This window comes from Pseudoalteromonas sp. MER144-MNA-CIBAN-0113 (assembly GCF_040308965.1).
GTDB classification, from domain to species: Bacteria; Pseudomonadota; Gammaproteobacteria; order Enterobacterales; family Alteromonadaceae; genus Pseudoalteromonas; species Pseudoalteromonas tetraodonis.
Genome location: NZ_JBEOOG010000040.1, coordinates 1 through 20,034 on the forward strand (window position 1 = coordinate 1; position 20,034 = coordinate 20,034).

Consider the following 20,034-nt stretch of genomic DNA (forward strand, 5'->3'; position numbering starts at 1 on the left):
GTTAACTCTGGAGTAAACAACGCCCCCTTTTAGGGGGCTAATTCAAAGCCACCTTCTTTAGAAGGTGGATCTTTTACTTTTTAGCTTTGATTTGAAAAAATATTTGCTAATTGTTGGCTAATTTACCACTTTGGTCTAGCTTGTATTTTATTAATTGTTAATTACAAAACTAAATAAACGTTTCTCTCGTATAATTTTCATAAATACACTCGCATAGTCAGCCACAATAATGTTAAAATCAAAGCAATATGTGAGGAGTTTTACTGCGCTGCTTGTTTGGTATTTATAGCGAGTCATTTTATATAGCTTGCAATAATACAAATAGCGGCGTGGTTAGTACGATTTTTCAGTTTCTTTCCGTTAATGTAGTGCAAGTGCGTATGATCAATATAAAAAAAGGTCTGGATTTACCCTTAGAGGGCGCACCTCAGCAAGTTATTCATGATGGTTCTGCCGTCAAACGTGTAGCTGTGCTAGGTGAAGAGTTTATCGGTATGCGTCCAACCATGCATGTTCGTGTGGATGACCAAGTCAAAAAAGGCCAGGTACTTTTTGAAGATAAAAAGAACCCAGGCGTATTATTTACTGCACCAGCTTCTGGTACAGTAAAAGAAATTAATCGCGGTGCTAAACGTGTTCTGCAATCTGTTGTTATTGAAGTAAACGGCAGTGAGCAAATCACCTTTGGTTCTTTCTCGGAAACTGAGCTTAACAGCTTAGACCGTGAAAAAGCTAAAGAAGTACTAGTTCAATCGGGTCAATGGATAGCGCTTCGTGCTCGTCCATTTAGTAAAGTAGCAGCGTTGGATGCAAATCCGAGCTCTATTTTTGTGACAGCTATCGATACCAATCCACTTGCTGCAGATCCTGCAGTAATTATTGCTGAGAATGCGAAAGCGTTTGAAGCAGGTTTGGCTGTTGTATCACGTTTAACCGATGGCAAAGTATTTGTTTGTAAGCAAGCAGGTAGTCAAGTTCCTAGTTCACCTATTGCTCAAGTAGAAGTACATGAGTTTGGTGGCGTGCATCCGGCTGGCCTTGTTGGCACTCATATCCATCACCTTGACCCAGTATCTGCTAGTAAGCAAGTTTGGCACATTGGTTACCAAGACGTTATTGCGTATGGTCACCTTTTCCTTACTGGTGAAATTTACACAGACCGTGTGATTTCGCTTGCAGGTCCGCGTGTTAAGAATCCTCGTTTAGTGAAAACACAATTAGGTGCTTCACTTGATGACTTAGTTGCAGGTGAATTAGAAGACGGTGATAACCGTGTTATTTCTGGTTCTGTACTTGCAGGTGCTACGTCGTCTGGCGTTCATGCATTTTTAGGTCGTTACCATGTTCAAGTATCTGTATTACTTGAAGGTCGCGAAAAAGAATTGTTTGGCTGGATTGCACCAGGTAGTGATAAATTCTCTGTAACGCGTACATTCTTGTCTCACCTTACTCCGAGTCGTTTATTCAAAATGACAACGTCTACGGGTGGTTCAAAACGTGCCATGGTTCCACTTGGAAGCTACGAGCGTGTTATGCCACTTGATATTTTGCCAACGCTATTATTACGTGACTTATTGTCTCGTGATTTAGACAGTGCAATTTCATTAGGTGCGCTTGAATTAGATGAAGAAGATTTAGCGTTATGCACCTTCGTTTGTCCTGGCAAATACGAGTACGGCGCAGCCCTACGCGATTGCTTAACTACGATCGAGAAGGAAGGCTAAAATGGGTTTAAAAACTTTCTTAGAAGATATCGAGCCGCATTTTGAACCAGGTGGAAAACACGAAAAATGGTACGCACTGTATGAAGCCGCTGCGACTATTTTTTACACACCAGGTTATGTAAACAAAGGTTCAACTCACGTTCGCGATAACATCGACCTAAAACGTATGATGATTTTAGTGTGGATGGCGACGTTCCCTGCCATGTTTTTTGGTATGTTCAACATCGGTCATCAAGCAGCTATGGCACTTGGTAATGGTTTTGAGCTAGCTAACATTTGGCAAGTAGGTTTGTTCCAGCTACTAGGTGGTGATTTGACTGCCGATGCAGGTTGGGGCGCAAAAATGTTCTACGGAGCGTGTTTCTTCCTACCTATTTATGCAACAACGTTTGTTGTTGGTGGTTTTTGGGAAGTGTTGTTTGCTTCTGTGCGTAAGCATGAAGTAAATGAAGGTTTCTTCGTAACATCAGTGCTATTTGCACTAATTTTGCCTGCTACAATTCCTTTATGGCAAGTTGCACTAGGTATTACTTTTGGTGTAGTTATCGCAAAAGAAATATTTGGTGGTACAGGTCGTAACTTCTTAAACCCTGCTCTTGCTGGTCGTGCGTTTTTATTCTTCGCATACCCTGCACAAATTTCAGGTGACACAGTATGGACTGCCGTAGATTCATTCTCTGGCGCGACTATGCTTGGTCAAGCGTTTGCTGGTACGTTAAATTACGCGACTGATATTGAGCTTTGGTGGAATGCGTTTTACGGATTCATTCAAGGTTCTATGGGTGAAACGTCAACGCTTGCTGTACTTATTGGTGGTTTATTCCTAATTTACGTGCGCATTGCTTCGTGGCGTATCGTGCTAGGTGTATTCCTAGGTATGGTAGTAACCTCATCAATACTAAATACTATTGGTTCTGAAACCAATGCTATGTTTGCTATGCCTTGGTACTGGCATATGGTATTAGGTGGTTTTGCATTCGGTATGTTCTTTATGGCAACTGACCCTGTATCTGCTGCATTTACTGATAAAGGTAAATTAGCATACGGTGCGCTTATTGGCTTTATGGTTATCATGATCCGTGTTGTTAACCCTGCATACCCAGAGGGCATCATGCTAGCAATCTTGTTTGCTAACTTGTTTGCACCTTTATTCGATCACTTTGTAGTGCAAGCTAATATCAAGCGGAGGTTGGCACGTAATGTCTAGTAATAACGAATCAATTAGCAAAACGCTAGCTGTTGTTGTCTCATTATGTTTAGTGTGTGCAGTTATTGTATCGCTAACATCTGTACAATTACGCCCTCTGCAAAAAGCAAATAAAGCAAAAGATATTCAAAGCAATATCTTAGCTGCTGCTGGTATTGGCAAAGTTGATAACGTTGCCGAAACGTTTGAAGCTAAAATCGAAACTCGCTTTGTTAATATGCAAAGTGGTGAGTTTGCTAAACCGGTAGAAGATTTTGACTTTGAAAAAACAAAGTATGATGCCAAAGAAGGCTATCCTTTAAAAGAGAATGGTATTAAGGACATCGCCGGTATTCAACGTATTACCAAGCGTGCGCCTGTTTATATCTCTAAAAAAGACGATGGCTCTACTGATGCAATCATCCTTCCTATTCAGGGTTATGGTTTATGGGGTTTAATGTACGGTTTTATCTCGCTTGAAAGCGATGGTGAAACTATTAAAGACATTATTTTCTACAAACATAACGAAACACCTGGTTTAGGTGGTGAAATTCAAAACCCACAGTGGACTGCAACGTGGGAAGGTAAAGAGTTACCAATCCAAATCGTTAAAGGGACTGCAGCCGGTGATGAGCATAAGATCGACGGTCTTTCAGGTGCTACATTAACGTCTAACGGTGTTGACCATGCAGTTGATTTTTGGACTGGCGAAAATGGCTTTGGCCCTTTCCTTGCGAAAGTACGTAAAGGAGCATTGAACTAATGGCTGATACTAAAGAAATGAAGGCGGTCCTATTTGGTCCAGTTTTCGCTAACAACCCAATCGCATTACAAGTACTTGGTATTTGTTCTGCGCTAGCGGTAACGTCTAGCTTAAAAAATGCATTAATCATGTCAATTGCATTGACCTTGGTAACTGCATTCTCTAGCCTTTTTATCTCGACTATTCGTAACCATATCCCATCATCAGTACGTATCATCGTACAGATGACGATTATTGCATCATTAGTAATCGTGGTTGACCAAGTACTACAAGCTTTCTCTTACGCTACGGCAAAAGAGTTATCTGTATTCGTTGGTCTAATCATTACTAACTGTATCGTAATGGGTCGTGCTGAAGCTTATGCAATGAAGTCGCCGCCATTAATGTCTTTCCTTGATGGTATTGGTAATGGCTTAGGTTACTCTGTAGTGTTACTTACTGTTGGCTTTATTCGTGAGTTATTCGGTAAAGGTTCACTGTTCGGTGTTGATATTATTCCATTAGTACAAAATGGTGGTTGGTACCAACCTATGGGTCTATTGATCTTACCACCGAGTGCATTCTTCATTATTGGTTTATTCATTTGGGTACTTCGTACTTATAAGAAAGACCAAGTAGAAGCTAAAGCGTAAGGGGCGATAAGTGGAACATTATATTAGTTTATTTGTAAAAGCCGTTTTTATTGAAAACTTAGCGTTAGCATTCTTCCTAGGTATGTGTACTTTCTTGGCCGTGTCTAAAAAAGTAACTACATCAATTGGCCTAGGGGTAGCGGTTATTGTTGTATTAGGTATTTCAGTACCGGTTAATAACTTGGTTTACCATGCGGTATTAGCACCAGGTTCACTAGAGTGGCTTGGTTACCCAGAAGCGGATCTTAGCTTTTTACGTTTCTTAACTTTCATTGGTGTTATTGCTGCACTGGTGCAAATTCTTGAAATGGCATTAGATAAGTTCTTCCCACCACTGTACAACGCATTAGGTATTTTCCTACCACTAATCACAGTTAACTGTGCAATTTTTGGTGCGGTAGCCTTCATGGTTGAGCGTAACTATAACTTCGGCGAGTCTGTTGTTTATGGTATTGGCGCTGGTGTGGGTTGGGCGCTTGCAATTACATTACTTGCAGGTATCCGTGAGAAAATGAAGTATTCAGACGTACCAGATGGTTTACGTGGTCTAGGTATTACCTTTATCACTGTTGGCTTGATGGGTCTTGGCTTTATGTCATTCTCTGGTATTTCACTGTAATAATAGCGAGGTCAATCATGGATATTTTCTTAGGCGTTGGTGTTTTTATCGCTATCGTTGTAATACTAGTTTTAATCATCATTGGTGCTAAATCTAAGCTAGTTGCAAGCGGTGACATCATCATCGGTATTAATGGCGATCCAGACAAAGCCATTAAAACATCAGCAGGTAGTAAGCTATTAGGTGCACTATCTGAGTCAGGTATTTTCGTATCTTCTGCATGTGGTGGCGGTGGCTCTTGTGGTCAGTGTCGCGTTCACATTAAAGAAGGTGGCGGTGATATTCTGCCAACTGAACTTGACCACATCTCTAAAGGTGAAGCACGTGAAGGTTGTCGTTTAGCGTGTCAGGTTAATGTTAAAAATGACATGGAAATTGAACTTGAAGAGTCAATTTTCGGTGTTAAAAAATGGGATTGTGAAGTTATCTCTAACGATAACAAAGCAACGTTCATCAAAGAACTTAAGCTACAAATTCCAGATGGCGAGTCAGTGCCGTTCCGTGCGGGTGGTTACATCCAAATCGAAGCGCCAGCTCACCATGTTAAATACGCTGATTTCGATATTCCTGAAGAGTATCGTGGCGATTGGAACCATTTTGGTTTCTTCGACCTAGAGTCAAAAGTAGACGAAGAAACAATTCGTGCTTACTCAATGGCTAACTACCCAGAAGAAGAAGGCATTATTATGCTTAACGTGCGTATCGCTACGCCGCCGCCAAGAAACCTAAGCCTACCATGTGGTAAAATGTCATCGTACATTTGGTCACTGAAAGAAGGCGATAAAGTAACTATTTCTGGTCCATTTGGTGAGTTCTTCGCTAAAGACACAGACGCTGAAATGGTATTCGTAGGTGGTGGTGCAGGTATGGCACCAATGCGTTCACATATCTTTGACCAACTTAAGCGTTTAAACTCTAAGCGTAAAATTAGTTTCTGGTATGGTGCGCGTTCTAAGCGTGAAATGTTTTATGTTGAAGATTTTGACGGCCTAGCTGAGCAAAACGATAACTTCGTTTGGCATACAGCGCTTTCAGATCCGCAACCAGAAGATAACTGGGAAGGCTACACTGGCTTTATCCACAACGTGTTATTTGAGAACTATCTTAAAGACCACGAAGCGCCTGAAGATTGTGAGTTCTACATGTGTGGTCCTCCAATGATGAATGCGGCAGTTATCTCTATGCTTAAAGATTTAGGTGTAGAAGAAGAAAACATCTTATTAGATGATTTCGGTGGCTAATACCCAAACTAAATAAATTTAGTTAAAATACCAGCCTCATAGCACTAAGTGTTATGAGGCTTTTTTATATCAACTGACTGAGTTTGGCTTTACCGCTGATTTTAGTTGATACTCTATTTAACCTTTATAAGTAGGCTATTATGAATCGATTAAGCACAGTTAAAGGCGTGGTAGCCTTATTTTTAATCATATCCACGTTACTTATCACCGGTTGTGGCAATTCACAACACAACGAAGAAGCTTACCTTGAAGGTAAAACGATGGGGACAACTTACCACATCAAGTTTTACGCTGATCAAGTGGACCCTCAAGCAGTACAAGCAGAAATAGATGCGGTTTTAGTTGATATTAACCAGTCTATGTCGACCTATATTGAAGATTCAGAAATAAACACCTTTAACCGTTTAGGTGCTAATCAAGTAATGCCAATTAGTGATGACTTTAGAGCGGTTATTGCAGAATCTATACGAATTGGTGATTCAACTAAAACACTCGATGTGACTATGGGACCGCTGATCGATTTATGGGGATTTGGTCCTGATAAAAAACCAACAAAGCGCCCAACGGATGAAGCACTGGCAAATATGGTCAGTAACATTGGTATAGATAAGCTAGTCCTTAATGAGCAAGGGTTAGCTAAAACAGTTGCTGATTTAGAGCTGTCGTTTTCGGCTACCGCAAAAGGCTATGGTATTGATAAAGTTGCTGAGCTATTACAAAGTAAAGGCATTACAGATTACATGGTTGAAATTGGTGGAGAACTGCGTATTGCTGGTACAAAACCAGACAATCAAGCATGGCGAATAGCAATCGAACAACCTGATGCAAATCCGGGCGAGCGCAAAGTACACCGCGTATTAACACCGGGTAATAATGGCATTGCCACCTCAGGTGATTATCGAATCTTTTATACTATGGATGGCGAAACCTATACTCATCTTATTGATCCTATGACAGGGATGCCAATTAAGCATGACTTAGTTTCTGTTACAGTTTTACACCCTAGCGCTATGACGGCCGACGGTTTAGCGACTGCTTTAACGGTTATGGGAATGGAAAAAGCACAACGTTATGCGCAGCAGCATGATTTACCAGTGTATTTAATTGCTAAATCGCCTGATGGTTTAGTCACTTATTCAAGCCCTGCATTTAAGCCTTATTTATAGTCTTTAGGTTTATATCCTTATCATGAGGGTATATAATGCAATGAGCTCAGATATGATGTTTGGGCTCATTTTATTGCTGAACAATAGGGGCTAAGCAATGTCACTTTTTTTTCTAACCTTTGGCTTACTTATTTTAATTGTCGCTGCGATGGCGATAGGCATGATAGTACAAAGAAAATCGATGGCGAGTAGCTGCGGAGGCTTAGGCTCTGTAGGTATTGATAAAGCATGTGATTGCGATGATCCATGCGATAAACGTAAAAAGCGTCTAGCCAAAGAGCAAGTATGGAAAGAAAACCAAATTCTTTAAATAGGGTATCCCTGTTTAAACAAAAAAACCTCTCGTAGCTCACTACGGGAGGTTTTTTATTTATATCGGCATAAATAAATCACCAGCCGATAAAATAATCGTGTTTTTATCTTGAACAGAAAATTCTCTTTGTTATACTCATGCCCGAACTTTCAGTAAGTTTTGAAAGTTCTATTGATGCGGATCAAAACTAGCTTGGCAAAATAGTGCTAATGCGTTGAGACTGTATTTCATGTCACTGTATAAGGCTTTACGGCTGCAACCTTTTTTGTTGCCACGGTGTACACCGAATTTTGTTATTAGTCATTTTAATAGGTTAATGTTTTTGAACTCACTTTCTTTGTTTCATACCAGCTCTTTGCTTACCTTAGGTAAGTCAGTGTTGCATGAGCGCTTTAAAAAAGCGAAAAAGGGCGTGAGTGTGGCTGTAACATTATTAGTTTTTAATGTCGTTATGTTGCTTAGTGGCGCTATTGAGGATGCCTTTAGGCTTGAAGCATTGGTCAGTGATGGCTTTTTTATAGAGCCATTATTACTGACAATTGCCGAATTTTTAGCTCATCCCATCTTATCGTGTCAGTTACTTATTGGCCTTTGTTGGCTATTGTTCCACATGTTTCCAGCGCGTCGTGCTGGGATAATCCTCCGTAAAGCAGCCTTTGCTTTTAGCGAGGCTAAAGTTCAGCAACCAGTGCAAGCTGCGCATGGTTGTCGTGCTCCACCTAGCTTTACAGGTTGTCTGTTTACCCATTAATTTTATGGGTATAGGTTACACCTGTGGTATCTAATTATTTATTCTTGCTGTAAATAACGATTACTTTCATTGTAGCTTAGTGTTTTTTACACACTTTCAGCCAACCACACCTCACCCAAGTTAATTTTTATTGCGTTATATTAATGTGTTTAAAAAGCTGGGTTGGTTCTGCTAGGTGTTTACTATTAAGCCAGTGGTCAATACTTCATGCTTGCATTCGCTCTGGATTATTGTAATTCAATCTTAATTAACTTGGGTTTTTATCAAATATCGTTGCTAAATATTTTTGGCAGCTAATAAAAACTCTTTAGGTTTTAGGATAGTCCCTTGTTAATTCGTAACCTTTTTAATATTGCTTTAGCTAGTATGGCGCTGATTTTATCAGGCTGTAATGGCGGGGTACTCGACCCAAAAGGGCAGATAGGTATTGATGAGAAAAATCTGATCATCATCGCCACTGTACTTATGTTGTTAGTTGTGATCCCCGTTATTGTGATGACTTTATATTTTGCTTGGAAATACAGAGACACACAAAACCATGAAATTTACGCACCAAAATGGGCTCACTCTAATAAGATTGAGGCTGTTGTATGGGCGGTTCCTATTGTTATTGTTGTTATTTTAGGTGTGATCACCTGGCAGTCAACGCAAGAGCTTGACCCCTATAAACCGATAGAGGGTAAAGGTGAACACTTAACTGTTGAAGTGGTGTCACTTAATTGGAAATGGTTATTTATTTACCCTGAACAAGGTATTGCCACGGTAAACGAATTGGTATTTCCTGCTAATGTTCCGGTTGAATACAAAATCACGTCAGAAAGCACCATGAACTCGTTTTTCATCCCTCAGTTAGGTAGTCAAATCTACTCAATGGCGGGCATGGAAACTAAGCTGCATTTAATTGCTAATGAGCCAGGCACGTTTAAAGGCTTTTCGGCTAATTACAGTGGTGCGGGTTTTACTGGTATGAAATTTAATGCCATCGCAACGCCAACAAAAGCTGACTTCAACCAGTGGGTTGAACAGGTAAAAACTAACGCTAATAACCTTACTCATGCCAATTATGTTGAGCTTGCAAAAGCAAGTGAGAACAACCCAGTCGCTTACTATGGCAAGGTTGATGACGGTTTATTTCATACCATAGTGATGAAATACATGCAGGCGCATGGCGATATGAATAAAAAACATCATGCCATGGGTAAACATCAGCAGATGAGTAATGAGCATCAAGCAATGGGTAATCATTCAATGCCATCATCACACAGCCAGGGCGAGGAATAATCATGTCGTTTTTAGGTAAATTATCTATAGATGCAATTCCGTTTCATGAACCTATTATCATGGTTACCATGGCGGTGATTGCTGTTGTCGGGCTTATTATAGCTGGGCTAATAACAAAATATAAAAAATGGGGTGTGCTTTGGCGTGACTGGATCACCTCGGTTGATCATAAACGCTTAGGCGTTATGTACATTTTATTAGCACTAATCATGCTGTTTCGTGGTTTTTCTGATGCCATTATGATGCGTGCGCAGTTAGCGCTTGCTACCAGTGGCGCGCCAGGTTATCTGCCGCCAGAGCATTACGACCAAATATTCACCGCTCATGGCGTTATTATGATCATCTTTATGGCGATGCCATTTATGATTGGTTTAATGAATATTGTTGTACCACTGCAAATTGGTGCTCGCGATGTGGCTTTTCCATTTTTAAATAATTTAAGTTTTTGGTTTACTGCCAGTGGCGCCATTTTAATAAATTTATCACTTATATTTGGTGAATTTGCTAAAACAGGCTGGGTTGCTTACCCACCGTTGTCGGAGTTGACCTTTAGCCCTGGGGTGGGGGTCGATTATTATATTTGGGCCTTGCAAATATCGGGGCTCGGTACGCTATTAACCGCTGTTAACTTCCTAGTAACAGTATTTAAAATGCGTGCCCCTGGTATGACACTGATGAAAATGCCAATTTTCACATGGGCATGTACATGGGCAAATATCTTAATTGCAGCATCATTTCCAATTTTAACCGCAGTGCTGGCCATGCTAACGCTAGACCGTTATTTAGATTTCCACTTCTTCACTAATGAAGCCGGCGGTAATGCCATGATGTATATCAACTTGTTTTGGGCATGGGGTCACCCAGAGGTATACATTTTAGTATTACCAGCTTTTGGTATCTTCTCTGAAATAGTGTCGACCTTCACTGGTAAACGTTTATTTGGTTATAAATCGATGGTATATGCCAGCGGTGCCATTTCTATTCTTGGCTTTATTGTATGGTTACACCACTTCTTTACTATGGGCTCAAGCGCCAATGTAAATGCTTTCTTTGGGGTGATGACCATGGTCATAGCTGTGCCTACTGGGGTTAAGTTATTTAGTTGGTTGTTTACTATTTACCGTGGCCGTTTGCGCATTACTGTACCGGTACTCTGGACGCTTGGTTTTATGGTTACCTTTAGTATTGGTGGTATGACGGGGGTATTACTGGCAATCCCTGGTGCCGATTATGTATTGCATAACAGCTTATTCTTAATCGCTCATTTCCATAACACCATCATTGGTGGCGCAGTATTTGGCTACTTAGCCGGCTTTGTTTTTTGGTTTCCCAAAGCAATGGGCTTTAAGCTTGATGAACGTTGGGGTAAAGCATCATTTTGGTGTTGGTTAATCGGTTTCTTTGTAGCCTTTATGCCATTGTACGTACTTGGCTTTTTAGGCATGACACGTCGCTTAAATCACTCAAATAATCCTGATTGGAATATCTGGCTTTATATTGCTGCAGTGGGCGCCGTGATTATTATGTTCGGTATTATTTGCCAAGTTATTCAGCTTTATGTGAGCTTTAAAAACCGCGAAGCGCTTGATGATACCACCGGCGATCCTTGGAACGGTCACACCCTTGAATGGTCAACGTCATCACCACCACAATATTATAACTTTGCTGAAATCCCGCATGTTGATGATATTGATACATGGACTGATATGAAAGAAAAAGGCCTAGCTTATCAAGGTAAATCTAGCTATAGCCCAATTCATATGCCAAAAAATACCGCATCGGGTGTGCTTATTGCTGCGAGTTTAACTGCGTTTTGTTTTGCCATGATCTGGCATATTTGGTGGCTAGCAGGGCTTGGTTTTATTGGCGCGATTGCGCTGTTTATTAACCGTGCTTACACCAGCGATGTAGATTACTACGTGCAAAACGATGAAATATTACAAATAGAAGGCGCGCATATTGCCAGTAATACGAAGGAGGTAAGCGCATGAGTACGTTATCTGCAACTCAAGGCCATGTAAATTTAGAGCCTCATAGCGTAAGTCATACGTATGAGCATCACGATACCTCTGGCGATACAATCTTTGGCTTTTGGCTTTATTTAATGACCGATTGCCTTTTATTTGCCTCATTTTTTGCAACCTACGCAGTGCTTTATATGAACACTGCAGGTGGTGTATCGGGCAAAGATATTTTTGAGCTTGATTTTGTTGCCGTAGAAACTGCGGCGCTACTTATAAGTAGTATTACTTTTGGTTTTGCCATGATTGCCGCTCAAGGGCAAAAAAAGGCGCTGACGCTTGGTTGGCTCGCGGTCACTTTTTGTTTAGGCGCGGTGTTTATTGGTATGGAAATTTATGAGTTTCATCATTTAATTGTTCATGGCAATGGCCCACAGCAAAGTGCTTTTTTAACATCGTTTTTCTCATTAGTGGGCTTGCATGGTTTACATGTAACTGCAGGCCTTATCTGGATGAGCATAATGATGATTGAGGTGATTAAGCGCGGTTTAGGTAAACAAACCGTCACGCGCTTAAGTTGCTTAAGCTTATTTTGGCACTTTTTAGATATTGTGTGGATTTGTGTATTTACCGTTGTTTATTTAATGGGGGCAATGTAATGAGCCATAGCGAAACACATGCTTTAGAGCAAATGCAAAGCCAACATCATGATCAGTCACATGGCAGTGTTAAAACATACCTAATTGGCTTTGTCTTATCTGTGATTTTAACGGCCATTCCATTTTGGATGGTGATGGAGGGCGACTTTTCAAAGGTCACCACGCTTTGGAGTATCGTTACTTTAGCAATCGTGCAAATTTGGGTGCATTTAAAATACTTTTTACACCTTAATTTCACCACTGATGAAGGTAAAGCAAATACCTTTACCTTCTTGTTTAGCGCGTTGATCATCGTCATGGTGGTTGGACTGTCTGTTTGGATCATTTATGAATCAAACGCAATGATGATGTACTAGGGTCTGTTGACCTTTCAAGGTTGAATCTGCAGCAGCCTGTTTGGTATTTAGGCAAGGCGGAGCCTATGTGGTGTGGTTATTCCCCATAAATAGGCGATAACGCAGCATCAATGCCAAACAGGCGCTGCCCGAAGGGTTCTGCCTAGGGTCGATTTACTCTTTGTTGCTCGGTTTTGACTTAGCCCACTAGGTTACAAACCTCGCGCCGCGATTAAACCGCCCCTAGTTTGAACAAATTTTAATCCGCAAAGGTCAACAGACCCTAGAGGTTTCAGATGTTTCGTCGTTATTTAGCTGTTACTAAGCCAGGTATTATTATGGGGAATTTGATCAGCGTTGCCGGTGGTTTTTTACTCGCCGCCCGCGGTGATATAGACCCATGGTTAATGTTGGTTACCTTGGTTGGTTTATCGCTTGTTGTTGCATCGGGATGTGCCATAAACAATGTTATTGATAGAGACATTGATGTTGCCATGGCACGTACTCGCTCACGTGTGACTGTAACGGGCGAAATGTCTGCAAAAGCCGCTTTAAGTCATGGCGTGTTATTAGGGCTAATTGGCTTTGGCTTATTAGTCGCCTTTACCACTCAAGCGGCGGTATTTTTTGCCGCCTTTGGCTATGTCATCTATGTAGGGGTTTACAGCCTCTACATGAAACGCAACTCTGTTTACGGCACCTTTATTGGTAGTCTGTCGGGCGCAGTTCCACCTGTTGTTGGCTATTGCGCCGTTACGGGTGTGTTCGACATGGGCGCATTAATACTGCTGGTGATGTTTAGTTTGTGGCAAATGCCGCACTCATATGCGATTGCTATTTTTCGCTTTAAGGATTACCAAGCCGCTAATATTCCAGTATTGCCCGTGGCGCAAGGTGTTAATAAAGCTAAGCGCCATATTGTGCTTTATATTGCAGTATATGCTTTAGTGGTGATGCTATTGCCAATTAGTGGTTATACCGGTGCTGCCTTTATGGCCGTTGCCTGTATCACCAGTTTTTGGTGGTTACTCATGGCACTTAGAGGGTATCGATACAACATAGACACCACCCGTTGGGCACGCCAAGTGTTTGCGTTTTCAATTATTAATATTACCGCTTTGAGCATTGCCATGGCGGTAGATTATCAAACAATTGCGCCACAACTAGTGGCGCTAAACTGATCTAAAACGATCAATGAACCGAGTTAATTCCCAAAGTTAACCAAAGGCTCTGAGCATTGCGAGGAGCCTTTTTTCGTCCCTAAAACAAGGCTAAATTATTTACTTAAGCTTTCAGCATCATAAAACATGGGTTTCAATGTGCCACAATTTATAAATTTATAATTGAGCTCACCAGCAGAGGGCACTTCAGTTGAGGTGCGAAACTTTTGTAAACAGGCACCACTTAAATCAACAAACATAATATGATGATAGCTTGGTGGTTGAGTTATTTGGTGAATGTAAATACGCTCGTTATTTTTTAGCGTAACCATGTCGTACTGTTGCCATTTTGAGGCTGGGCTTAAATCAGTTAGCTCACGAGTAAATAACTGCTCGCTAAGCTCTATTAATTTATCGCTGTAAACTAAGCTACCTCCTTGTCTATAATCCCCAAGATACACATCTGCGGTAATCGCGACTTCTTCGCCTCGCATTAAGCGTTGAATATTAAACGGCTTTGATTTTACGGTAACTAACTCAGCATCACGTACTAAATCTAAAAATGGAATATCAGATACATCTACCTTGTACATAACATGCATATCAAAGGGAAGCTCAAAGCTTGGAATGTTAATGGCGTATACACTTGAACCTTTATTAACCAATACCATGGCATGCTCTGCTTCATATTTGGGGTTTAATGGCGGAAGTTCTGGTGGCTCTTCGGCATTAGCAAGCGAGCTGGTACAAAATACAATGCTGATAAATAAAGATACGAAGTAGGGTAGCCGCATAATAACCTCAATTAATTTATAGATATAAAGTGTAGTATACATTTATAAAAAATTATCTTTAGTTAAATTTTAGTAAGGCTTAAACGTGATACACACTAAAACTTTAGTGTGTATCAGTATATTTAGAGTTAGCTATTATCTAATTGCTTTTTTCACTTCGCGCCAGTCAATAACTTTAAAGTTTTGTGGTTGCAGTGGCATACGGTTATAGCCGTCTTGTACTATAAGCATACCCTCAGGATAACCAGGCAAAGCCATTGCTGTAACGGTTAAACCGTCAGTTTCACCTACGCCATCAATGCCTTTATCAAGATTAGCAATCACATTAAACTTACCAGCAAAGCTTAAACTCGGCTGTGTATCATCTGATATATTGTAAAGCACATAGCTATTATCGCCTTGGCTTGATACCACTAAATAGCGCGCATCATTAGCATGATAAACTTCCATACCTTCTACATCTGCCACCAGTTGTTCATTAACACTTTGTAGCTTTACTGCTTTGTTACCAGCGGTAGGCTCTGCGCCGATATACCAAATACCTGCATCTTCTTCACCTGCAAATAATTGGCCTAGTTTATCATCAGCACTACAGCCTTCTGGCTGACTAGGTAGGGTAAATTCTCTGACCAATTCACCTGTTAAGGAATTAGCATTACCAGTTAATTTGTATTGTTGAAATAAACCTGATTTATCATTAACAAATACGTAATGGCCAGAATCAGACGAATACATACACATACCGTAAATCTCAGGTAAGTTAGTCGCGACTTCTGTTACATGGTTTAGTTTGTTATCGCCATCAACAGTAAATACGCTAATGCTATTAAGCGTACGGTTGCTGGCAGTGATCCACGTATGGGTTTCGTTGTTTATACCTTGATGTTGGCGCACATCAACGTTATTTAAACGGCCAACATTAAGCGACTGTACTTTGTTGCCAGCAAGGTCATAAACCATCAAACCACGGCGTTTATCTGTGCCTAAAATTAAGCTGTTTTTAGCATCTTGCTCATTTATCCAAATTGCTGGGTCATCTGCTGCATCACCAAACGCTGCAACCGGTGTGGTTTGTGCGCTGGCATGAAGTTGAGTCATAGCAACTTTGCTATTTGAGACAGAAGTTTGCGCTGCGTAGTTAACGTTTGCTTGAATGTAAGCGCCGGTTTCATCATCAATCAAAACTAGCTGCGCTTGATTGTCATTAATAAAGCTCGCTGCAACAGACTCAATAGTGTGCTCACCTGCCAGTGACCATTGGCTTAGCTTGTCTGTTTGAGCTTGGTAAGCATAAACCAAATTACCATCAGTGGCACTCAGCCATAAAGTACCGTCTTGTGATACTGATAAAGCTCCGATTTCACTGTTTAATTCGCCGTATGGCTGTACTAAAGCCACAGGCTGCTTATTGGCATCTGATTCTGCATCAGCATTAATGGCCCACACTCCGAGCTCTGCCTCACCCACATACAGGGTTTTTGTGTCGTCATTTACTGCACAACCTGAAGCCTCAGTGACCGCAGAGAATTCACGTACTGTGATATTTTTAGCTTGGTTTGTTGCTAAATCATATATAACCGTTTCGCTGATCAAGCCTCGAACATCTGGCACAAACGCTGATACAGTCTCGGTATTGCTGTTTTTAAATAAACACACAGCATCAGGTTGAGCTTGAGGCGGACTAATACGAGTGAGTTCATTTAGCTGCCAAGTTTGGCCATTTTTTGTAAGCTTAAAAATAGCTACGTTGTCTTGGCTTTTATCAAGACTGGCTAATATAAATTGCTGCGCTGATAATTGTTTTAGTGAAATTGACTCAAAGTTACCGGCTAACAGCACACTGCTTTTCTCGTTATCGGCAAGTAATAAGCCCCGGCTTTCGCTCGCCATTAGCCATTGATTATTACCTAGCGCTGCTGCTTGTGAGCCTTGCATGTTTTGTTGTGGGCCAAATAACTTAGCCTCAACAGCCAGCTTTGCTATTTCTGTCGTGTTTTGCGTATCGTCATTACTTGTACAACCGCCAAGCGCAGTTACAAGCACAGCACTTGATAGTACCGCTGAAATTGTATTTAGTTTAAAGTTCATAATTTTATCCTTTACTTATCTATGTGCTTTTCAGTGCTAAAACGTACTTCACCAAGGTGATTAATCGCGCTTACACTGAGAGTTTCGCCATTGATAGAGATACTTAAAAAACCAGGTGTTGCTTCTGCGTAGCGGGTAAATTCACGTTGTTTTACAAACCGCGCTTCGCTGCCACCACCAGAGACAAAGTGAGCCACCTTGCTATTTTTTGGTTGGTTGTATTGCAAGTCGTGCTCGTGCCCTGCGATATAAGCGTGCACGTTATGACGCTCCAAAATAGGTTCTAAAATGTCGCGAAGCCCTTGGTTGCGGCCAAAGCGTTTACCACTAGAATAAAGCGGGTGATGGCCTACCACAATTTTCCATTTTGCGTTACTGCCAGCAAGTTGGGTTTCAAGCCAAGTAAGTTGGGTTTTATAGTCTTGTCCTTGGGTTGAACGGTATTTATCACGGTCTTTATATTCAGGCTGAATTGGGTTGGTATCTAAAAACACCATTAACACGTGCTCGTTGTTTTCAAGCGCAAATGTTTTACTGTAGTACCTTGCAGGTAACTGCCAGCGCTGGCTTTTGTTTGTATAGTCAATTTGTGCTTGGGCATTACCTAAGTAATCGTGATTACCTAAAACAACATACCAATCTTCAAATGTGTGCGGGCCATGGTATATGTTCTCAAAGGCTGATTGCCAAAGAGGATCGTTCACACTTGCCACGCCATTTGGGTAAAAGTTATCGCCGGTCGAGACAATAAAATCGGCATCGGTTTGATACATAGCAATTTCTAGCTGATGAGCCACTTCTTTTTGGTAAAAGTGGCCGTTGTGTCCCCAATCACCAATAACCATAAAGTTAAGGCTATTAGGCAACGTAGTTAACTTAGCTATTTTTTGTTGTTGGTATAGCGCATCTTTATAAACAACAGGCTCGTCTGCACTAAGCGCTGATGAGCACAGTATCGCGGCCATTATGAAAGACAATTTAAACATGTTTTAACTCCAAAAAAGCACGCGATGGTTTGCCATTACGTGCTTAAAATGACAATACGTGTGATTAGAATGCGTAACGCAGCATTACTTGAATCACAGGGCCTGCTTCTTCCGATTCAAGCTCGTACTCATCAAATTCACGATTGTTTTGATCATCAAGCGAGTCAAACTTATTGAAAACTTCGTCTTTGCTGGCATCCAGTAAGTTTGAACCGACAAGGCGTAGAGTGATGTCATCCCAGCGCTTTTCAACGAAAAGCTCTAAATCAGCACCGTAAGAGGTTGTCACTTCTTCACCCACGAAGCGTCCGTATGCATCACCTTGGTTACGGTACGTTGCCCCAAATGATGCGCGTAGTGTTGGTAAATCTTGGATAAAGCCAACGTTATAAACATAATCCGATTGGTCATTAAATTTACGCTTACCAAAGCTATCTTCAACTTCACTATCAAGCCAAGAGTAATTTAAGAAGATACCTGTGTTAGGCATGTTTAAGGAGCTCAGTGGGGTTGATAAATCAAACTCAATACCTTGAACTGTGCCATCACCAGTATTTTGTGGTTGCAGTACAAATGTGCCTTCGCCTTCTGAGCCTTCAACACCGGTACTGGCAATTTCAATAAGGTCGCTAACGTCACGGTAAAATACGTTTACACCTACAACGCCACTTTTACCTAAACGGTATTCGTAACCTAAATCGATACCCCAAGATGATTCTGGTTTAAGGCTTGGGTTGCCTAAAAAGTCATTATCAGCGAGCTCTTCTTCAAGTAGGGCGGGTGTCATGTAGTCAAAGTCAGGGCGACGTAAGCTGCGAGCAACAGAGGCGCTGACTCGTCCGTTATCACTGACGCTGTAACGAAAGTGAGCCGACGGTAAGAAAAAGTCATAATCATTTTCGGCAGTAACGCCTTCATTGGTATCGGTAATACTTGAGTCAGTTGACTCCCAGCGCACCCCCATCTCCCACGAGAACACATCCGCTTCATGCTTGATTAGCGCAAATAAATCAAAACGGTCTTCTTCTAGGGTATTAACGCCACCAGCCACTGGTTCAAAGGCGTTGTCAAAACCGGCAAGAGTCAGTGGATTCTCAGTAAATTGATCCCAATTGGTAAAGCCTTTTTCAAGCTCATCTTCAGCGACAAAAATAGCGGTATCGCGCTCTTTACCTTGTACAAAAGCACCAAATTGGATTTCTTTTGAATCACCTACTAGTAAGCTGTGCTGCCATTGTAATGACCATTCTTTATCATCGATATCAACGGTTTCTTCTGCTTCTTCAAACACCATTGGGAGCTCTGAGGTATCAAGCTCAACTTCTTGTTCGTAAACAGACTCTTCAAAGCTGGCATAGCCTACTTTAAATTTGCTGGTACCGCCCAGTAGGGGTAATTCATAGCCAGAATTAATGTTGTAGTTGGTTTGATCAATAAACGAAACGTTTGCGTTATCTGAGATTAAATTACCACCCTCAACGACAGAGCCTGAGGTTGCAGATGCGTCGTCGTATTCAAAAGAGCGCTCATCTTCGGTACGGTCGGTATCAACCCACATAGCGCTAATATCAAACTTGCCGCCGTTATCAAACACCTTTTCAAAGCTGGCATTTAATGATGTGTCATCGCCATCACGAGTATCAGATTGATCTTCACGGTTATCAAAATCGTCTGTTGCATAATTAGGGTTATTTTCAGGGCTATCGCCATAACGTCTGCTTGATTTTTGTTTTGGGTTATAACGACCTTGTAAATTGGCACCTACTAGTAAACGGCCACCTGCAAACTCAGTACCGTAAACGCCCGCAAAGCTTTCTTTTAGTTCGCCGTCATCGTAACGTAAGCCACCAGCGCGAATATAACCACCGTCTAAGCTGTAGCCATCGCGAAGTACAATATTAAGTGTGCCTGCTATGGCATCGGCAGAGCGGTTGGCACTAGATGAACGAATAATTTCTACACGCTCAATTAATTCTGCTGGAATACGGTCCACAAAAAATGAACGGTCAGCACCGGCACCCGGTACTTCTTCACCATTAATGAGTACTTTAGTATACGCAGGGCTTAAACCGCGCATACGAGCGCCGTCAGACTCAAGTACGTCAGATAAAAAAGTCACACTAGGAACACGCTTTAGCGCATCACCGGCGGTGAGTGGTTCAAAGCGTTGAAAGTACTCTTGTGAATATTCAAGCGTGGGCGCTAGTTCTTGCGAGCGGTTGCGATAACCAATCTCGCCGTATACCACAAGCTCTTCAGAAACCTTTACTTCAGGTTCCCTTGGCGATGTTTGTTCTTGTGCATTTACGCTAACACCAAATTGGCTCAGTGCTAATGCCGCCACAACAGCATTTAACTTAAATTGTTTCATTGAT

Annotated in this window: 18 protein-coding genes; 14 read left to right on the forward strand and 4 right to left on the reverse strand. The window is 41.4% G+C overall.

Going from position 1 to position 20,034, the window contains the following annotated elements:
* Positions 1–380 precede the first annotated feature (380 nt).
* The 14 genes from AAEY57_RS11570 to cyoE all read left to right on the forward strand — a co-directional run bounded on the left by AAEY57_RS11570 (position 381) and on the right by cyoE (position 13,812).
* A complete protein-coding gene (locus AAEY57_RS11570) occupies positions 381–1,724 on the forward strand; it encodes a Na(+)-translocating NADH-quinone reductase subunit A (RefSeq protein ID WP_350607907.1) in 1,344 nt (447 codons plus the stop codon).
* Between the two features lies 1 nt (position 1,725).
* On the forward strand, positions 1,726–2,931 hold the full coding sequence (locus tag AAEY57_RS11575; RefSeq protein ID WP_350607908.1) for an NADH:ubiquinone reductase (Na(+)-transporting) subunit B: 1,206 nt from the start codon (positions 1,726–1,728) through the stop codon (positions 2,929–2,931).
* The gene (locus tag AAEY57_RS11580; RefSeq protein ID WP_350607909.1) at positions 2,924–3,673 is read left to right on the forward strand and encodes a Na(+)-translocating NADH-quinone reductase subunit C; all 750 of its coding nucleotides are present in this window, start codon (positions 2,924–2,926) and stop codon (positions 3,671–3,673) included. Before AAEY57_RS11575 ends, AAEY57_RS11580 begins: the two co-directional genes overlap by 8 nt.
* A complete protein-coding gene (locus AAEY57_RS11585; RefSeq protein ID WP_006791491.1) occupies positions 3,673–4,305 on the forward strand; it encodes an NADH:ubiquinone reductase (Na(+)-transporting) subunit D in 633 nt (210 codons plus the stop codon). The genes AAEY57_RS11580 and AAEY57_RS11585 overlap by 1 nt, the downstream gene beginning before the upstream one ends.
* A 10-nt stretch (positions 4,306–4,315) precedes the next feature.
* On the forward strand, positions 4,316–4,924 hold the full coding sequence (gene nqrE, locus AAEY57_RS11590; RefSeq protein WP_006791490.1) for an NADH:ubiquinone reductase (Na(+)-transporting) subunit E: 609 nt from the start codon (positions 4,316–4,318) through the stop codon (positions 4,922–4,924).
* A 17-nt stretch (positions 4,925–4,941) separates the two neighbouring features.
* Positions 4,942–6,165 carry an NADH:ubiquinone reductase (Na(+)-transporting) subunit F gene (gene nqrF, locus AAEY57_RS11595; protein WP_013464349.1) on the forward strand — a complete coding sequence of 408 codons (1,224 nt, stop codon included), beginning with the start codon at positions 4,942–4,944 and terminating at the stop codon, positions 6,163–6,165.
* A 140-nt stretch (positions 6,166–6,305) separates the two neighbouring features.
* Positions 6,306–7,331 carry an FAD:protein FMN transferase gene (locus AAEY57_RS11600; RefSeq protein WP_350607910.1) on the forward strand — a complete coding sequence of 342 codons (1,026 nt, stop codon included), beginning with the start codon at positions 6,306–6,308 and terminating at the stop codon, positions 7,329–7,331.
* A 97-nt stretch (positions 7,332–7,428) separates the two neighbouring features.
* A complete protein-coding gene (gene nqrM, locus AAEY57_RS11605) occupies positions 7,429–7,641 on the forward strand; it encodes a (Na+)-NQR maturation NqrM (protein WP_010391098.1) in 213 nt (70 codons plus the stop codon).
* A 325-nt stretch (positions 7,642–7,966) separates the two neighbouring features.
* Entirely contained in the window at positions 7,967–8,395 is a 429-nt protein-coding gene (locus AAEY57_RS11610; RefSeq protein ID WP_350607911.1) for a hypothetical protein, read from the forward strand.
* Positions 8,396–8,722: 327 nt separating this feature from the next.
* Entirely contained in the window at positions 8,723–9,676 is a 954-nt protein-coding gene (cyoA, locus tag AAEY57_RS11615; RefSeq protein WP_024601892.1) for a ubiquinol oxidase subunit II, read from the forward strand.
* 2 nt (positions 9,677–9,678) lie between these two features.
* Positions 9,679–11,667 carry a cytochrome o ubiquinol oxidase subunit I gene (gene cyoB / locus AAEY57_RS11620; RefSeq protein WP_024601893.1) on the forward strand — a complete coding sequence of 663 codons (1,989 nt, stop codon included), beginning with the start codon at positions 9,679–9,681 and terminating at the stop codon, positions 11,665–11,667.
* Positions 11,664–12,296 carry a cytochrome o ubiquinol oxidase subunit III gene (gene cyoC, locus AAEY57_RS11625; RefSeq protein ID WP_350607912.1) on the forward strand — a complete coding sequence of 211 codons (633 nt, stop codon included), beginning with the start codon at positions 11,664–11,666 and terminating at the stop codon, positions 12,294–12,296. The genes cyoB and cyoC overlap by 4 nt, the downstream gene beginning before the upstream one ends.
* The gene (gene cyoD, locus AAEY57_RS11630; RefSeq protein ID WP_008111918.1) at positions 12,296–12,652 is read left to right on the forward strand and encodes a cytochrome o ubiquinol oxidase subunit IV; all 357 of its coding nucleotides are present in this window, start codon (positions 12,296–12,298) and stop codon (positions 12,650–12,652) included. Before cyoC ends, cyoD begins: the two co-directional genes overlap by 1 nt.
* Positions 12,653–12,927: 275 nt before the next feature.
* Positions 12,928–13,812 carry a heme o synthase gene (gene cyoE / locus AAEY57_RS11635; RefSeq protein ID WP_350607913.1) on the forward strand — a complete coding sequence of 295 codons (885 nt, stop codon included), beginning with the start codon at positions 12,928–12,930 and terminating at the stop codon, positions 13,810–13,812.
* 95 nt (positions 13,813–13,907) lie between these two features.
* Here cyoE and AAEY57_RS11640 read toward each other — a convergent pair whose 3' ends face one another.
* The 4 genes from AAEY57_RS11640 to AAEY57_RS11655 form a co-directional block, all read right to left on the reverse strand.
* Entirely contained in the window at positions 13,908–14,585 is a 678-nt protein-coding gene (locus AAEY57_RS11640) for a hypothetical protein (RefSeq protein WP_055011764.1), read from the reverse strand.
* Positions 14,586–14,720: 135 nt separating this feature from the next.
* Positions 14,721–16,673, reverse strand: coding sequence for a phytase (locus AAEY57_RS11645; RefSeq protein WP_350607914.1), 1,953 nt, complete (start codon positions 16,671–16,673; stop codon positions 14,721–14,723).
* 11 nt (positions 16,674–16,684) lie between these two features.
* Positions 16,685–17,659: a metallophosphoesterase gene (locus tag AAEY57_RS11650; RefSeq protein ID WP_350607915.1), complete on the reverse strand. Its 975-nt coding sequence runs from the start codon at positions 17,657–17,659 to the stop codon at positions 16,685–16,687.
* A gap of 64 nt (positions 17,660–17,723) precedes the next feature.
* The gene (locus AAEY57_RS11655; protein ID WP_350607916.1) at positions 17,724–20,030 is read right to left on the reverse strand and encodes a TonB-dependent receptor plug domain-containing protein; all 2,307 of its coding nucleotides are present in this window, start codon (positions 20,028–20,030) and stop codon (positions 17,724–17,726) included.
* Positions 20,031–20,034 lie beyond the last annotated feature (4 nt).

Excerpts from the sequence above, each read along its gene's own strand:
- AAEY57_RS11655 (WP_350607916.1), bottom strand. The coding sequence starts at position 20,030 with ATGAAACAATTTAAGTTAAATGCTGTTGTGGCGGCATTAGCACTGAGC.
- AAEY57_RS11585 (WP_006791491.1), top strand. The coding sequence starts at position 3,673 with ATGGCTGATACTAAAGAAATGAAGGCGGTCCTATTTGGTCCAGTTTTC.
- nqrF (WP_013464349.1), top strand. The coding sequence starts at position 4,942 with ATGGATATTTTCTTAGGCGTTGGTGTTTTTATCGCTATCGTTGTAATA.
- cyoC (WP_350607912.1), top strand. The coding sequence starts at position 11,664 with ATGAGTACGTTATCTGCAACTCAAGGCCATGTAAATTTAGAGCCTCAT.
- AAEY57_RS11570 (WP_350607907.1), top strand. The coding sequence starts at position 381 with ATGATCAATATAAAAAAAGGTCTGGATTTACCCTTAGAGGGCGCACCT.
- cyoD (WP_008111918.1), top strand. The coding sequence starts at position 12,296 with ATGAGCCATAGCGAAACACATGCTTTAGAGCAAATGCAAAGCCAACAT.
- cyoB (WP_024601893.1), top strand. The coding sequence starts at position 9,679 with ATGTCGTTTTTAGGTAAATTATCTATAGATGCAATTCCGTTTCATGAA.
- AAEY57_RS11640 (WP_055011764.1), bottom strand. The coding sequence starts at position 14,585 with ATGCGGCTACCCTACTTCGTATCTTTATTTATCAGCATTGTATTTTGT.
- AAEY57_RS11575 (WP_350607908.1), top strand. The coding sequence starts at position 1,726 with ATGGGTTTAAAAACTTTCTTAGAAGATATCGAGCCGCATTTTGAACCA.
- AAEY57_RS11645 (WP_350607914.1), bottom strand. The coding sequence starts at position 16,673 with ATGAACTTTAAACTAAATACAATTTCAGCGGTACTATCAAGTGCTGTG.
- nqrM (WP_010391098.1), top strand. The coding sequence starts at position 7,429 with ATGTCACTTTTTTTTCTAACCTTTGGCTTACTTATTTTAATTGTCGCT.
- AAEY57_RS11600 (WP_350607910.1), top strand. The coding sequence starts at position 6,306 with ATGAATCGATTAAGCACAGTTAAAGGCGTGGTAGCCTTATTTTTAATC.
- cyoE (WP_350607913.1), top strand. The coding sequence starts at position 12,928 with ATGTTTCGTCGTTATTTAGCTGTTACTAAGCCAGGTATTATTATGGGG.
- AAEY57_RS11650 (WP_350607915.1), bottom strand. The coding sequence starts at position 17,659 with ATGTTTAAATTGTCTTTCATAATGGCCGCGATACTGTGCTCATCAGCG.
- AAEY57_RS11580 (WP_350607909.1), top strand. The coding sequence starts at position 2,924 with ATGTCTAGTAATAACGAATCAATTAGCAAAACGCTAGCTGTTGTTGTC.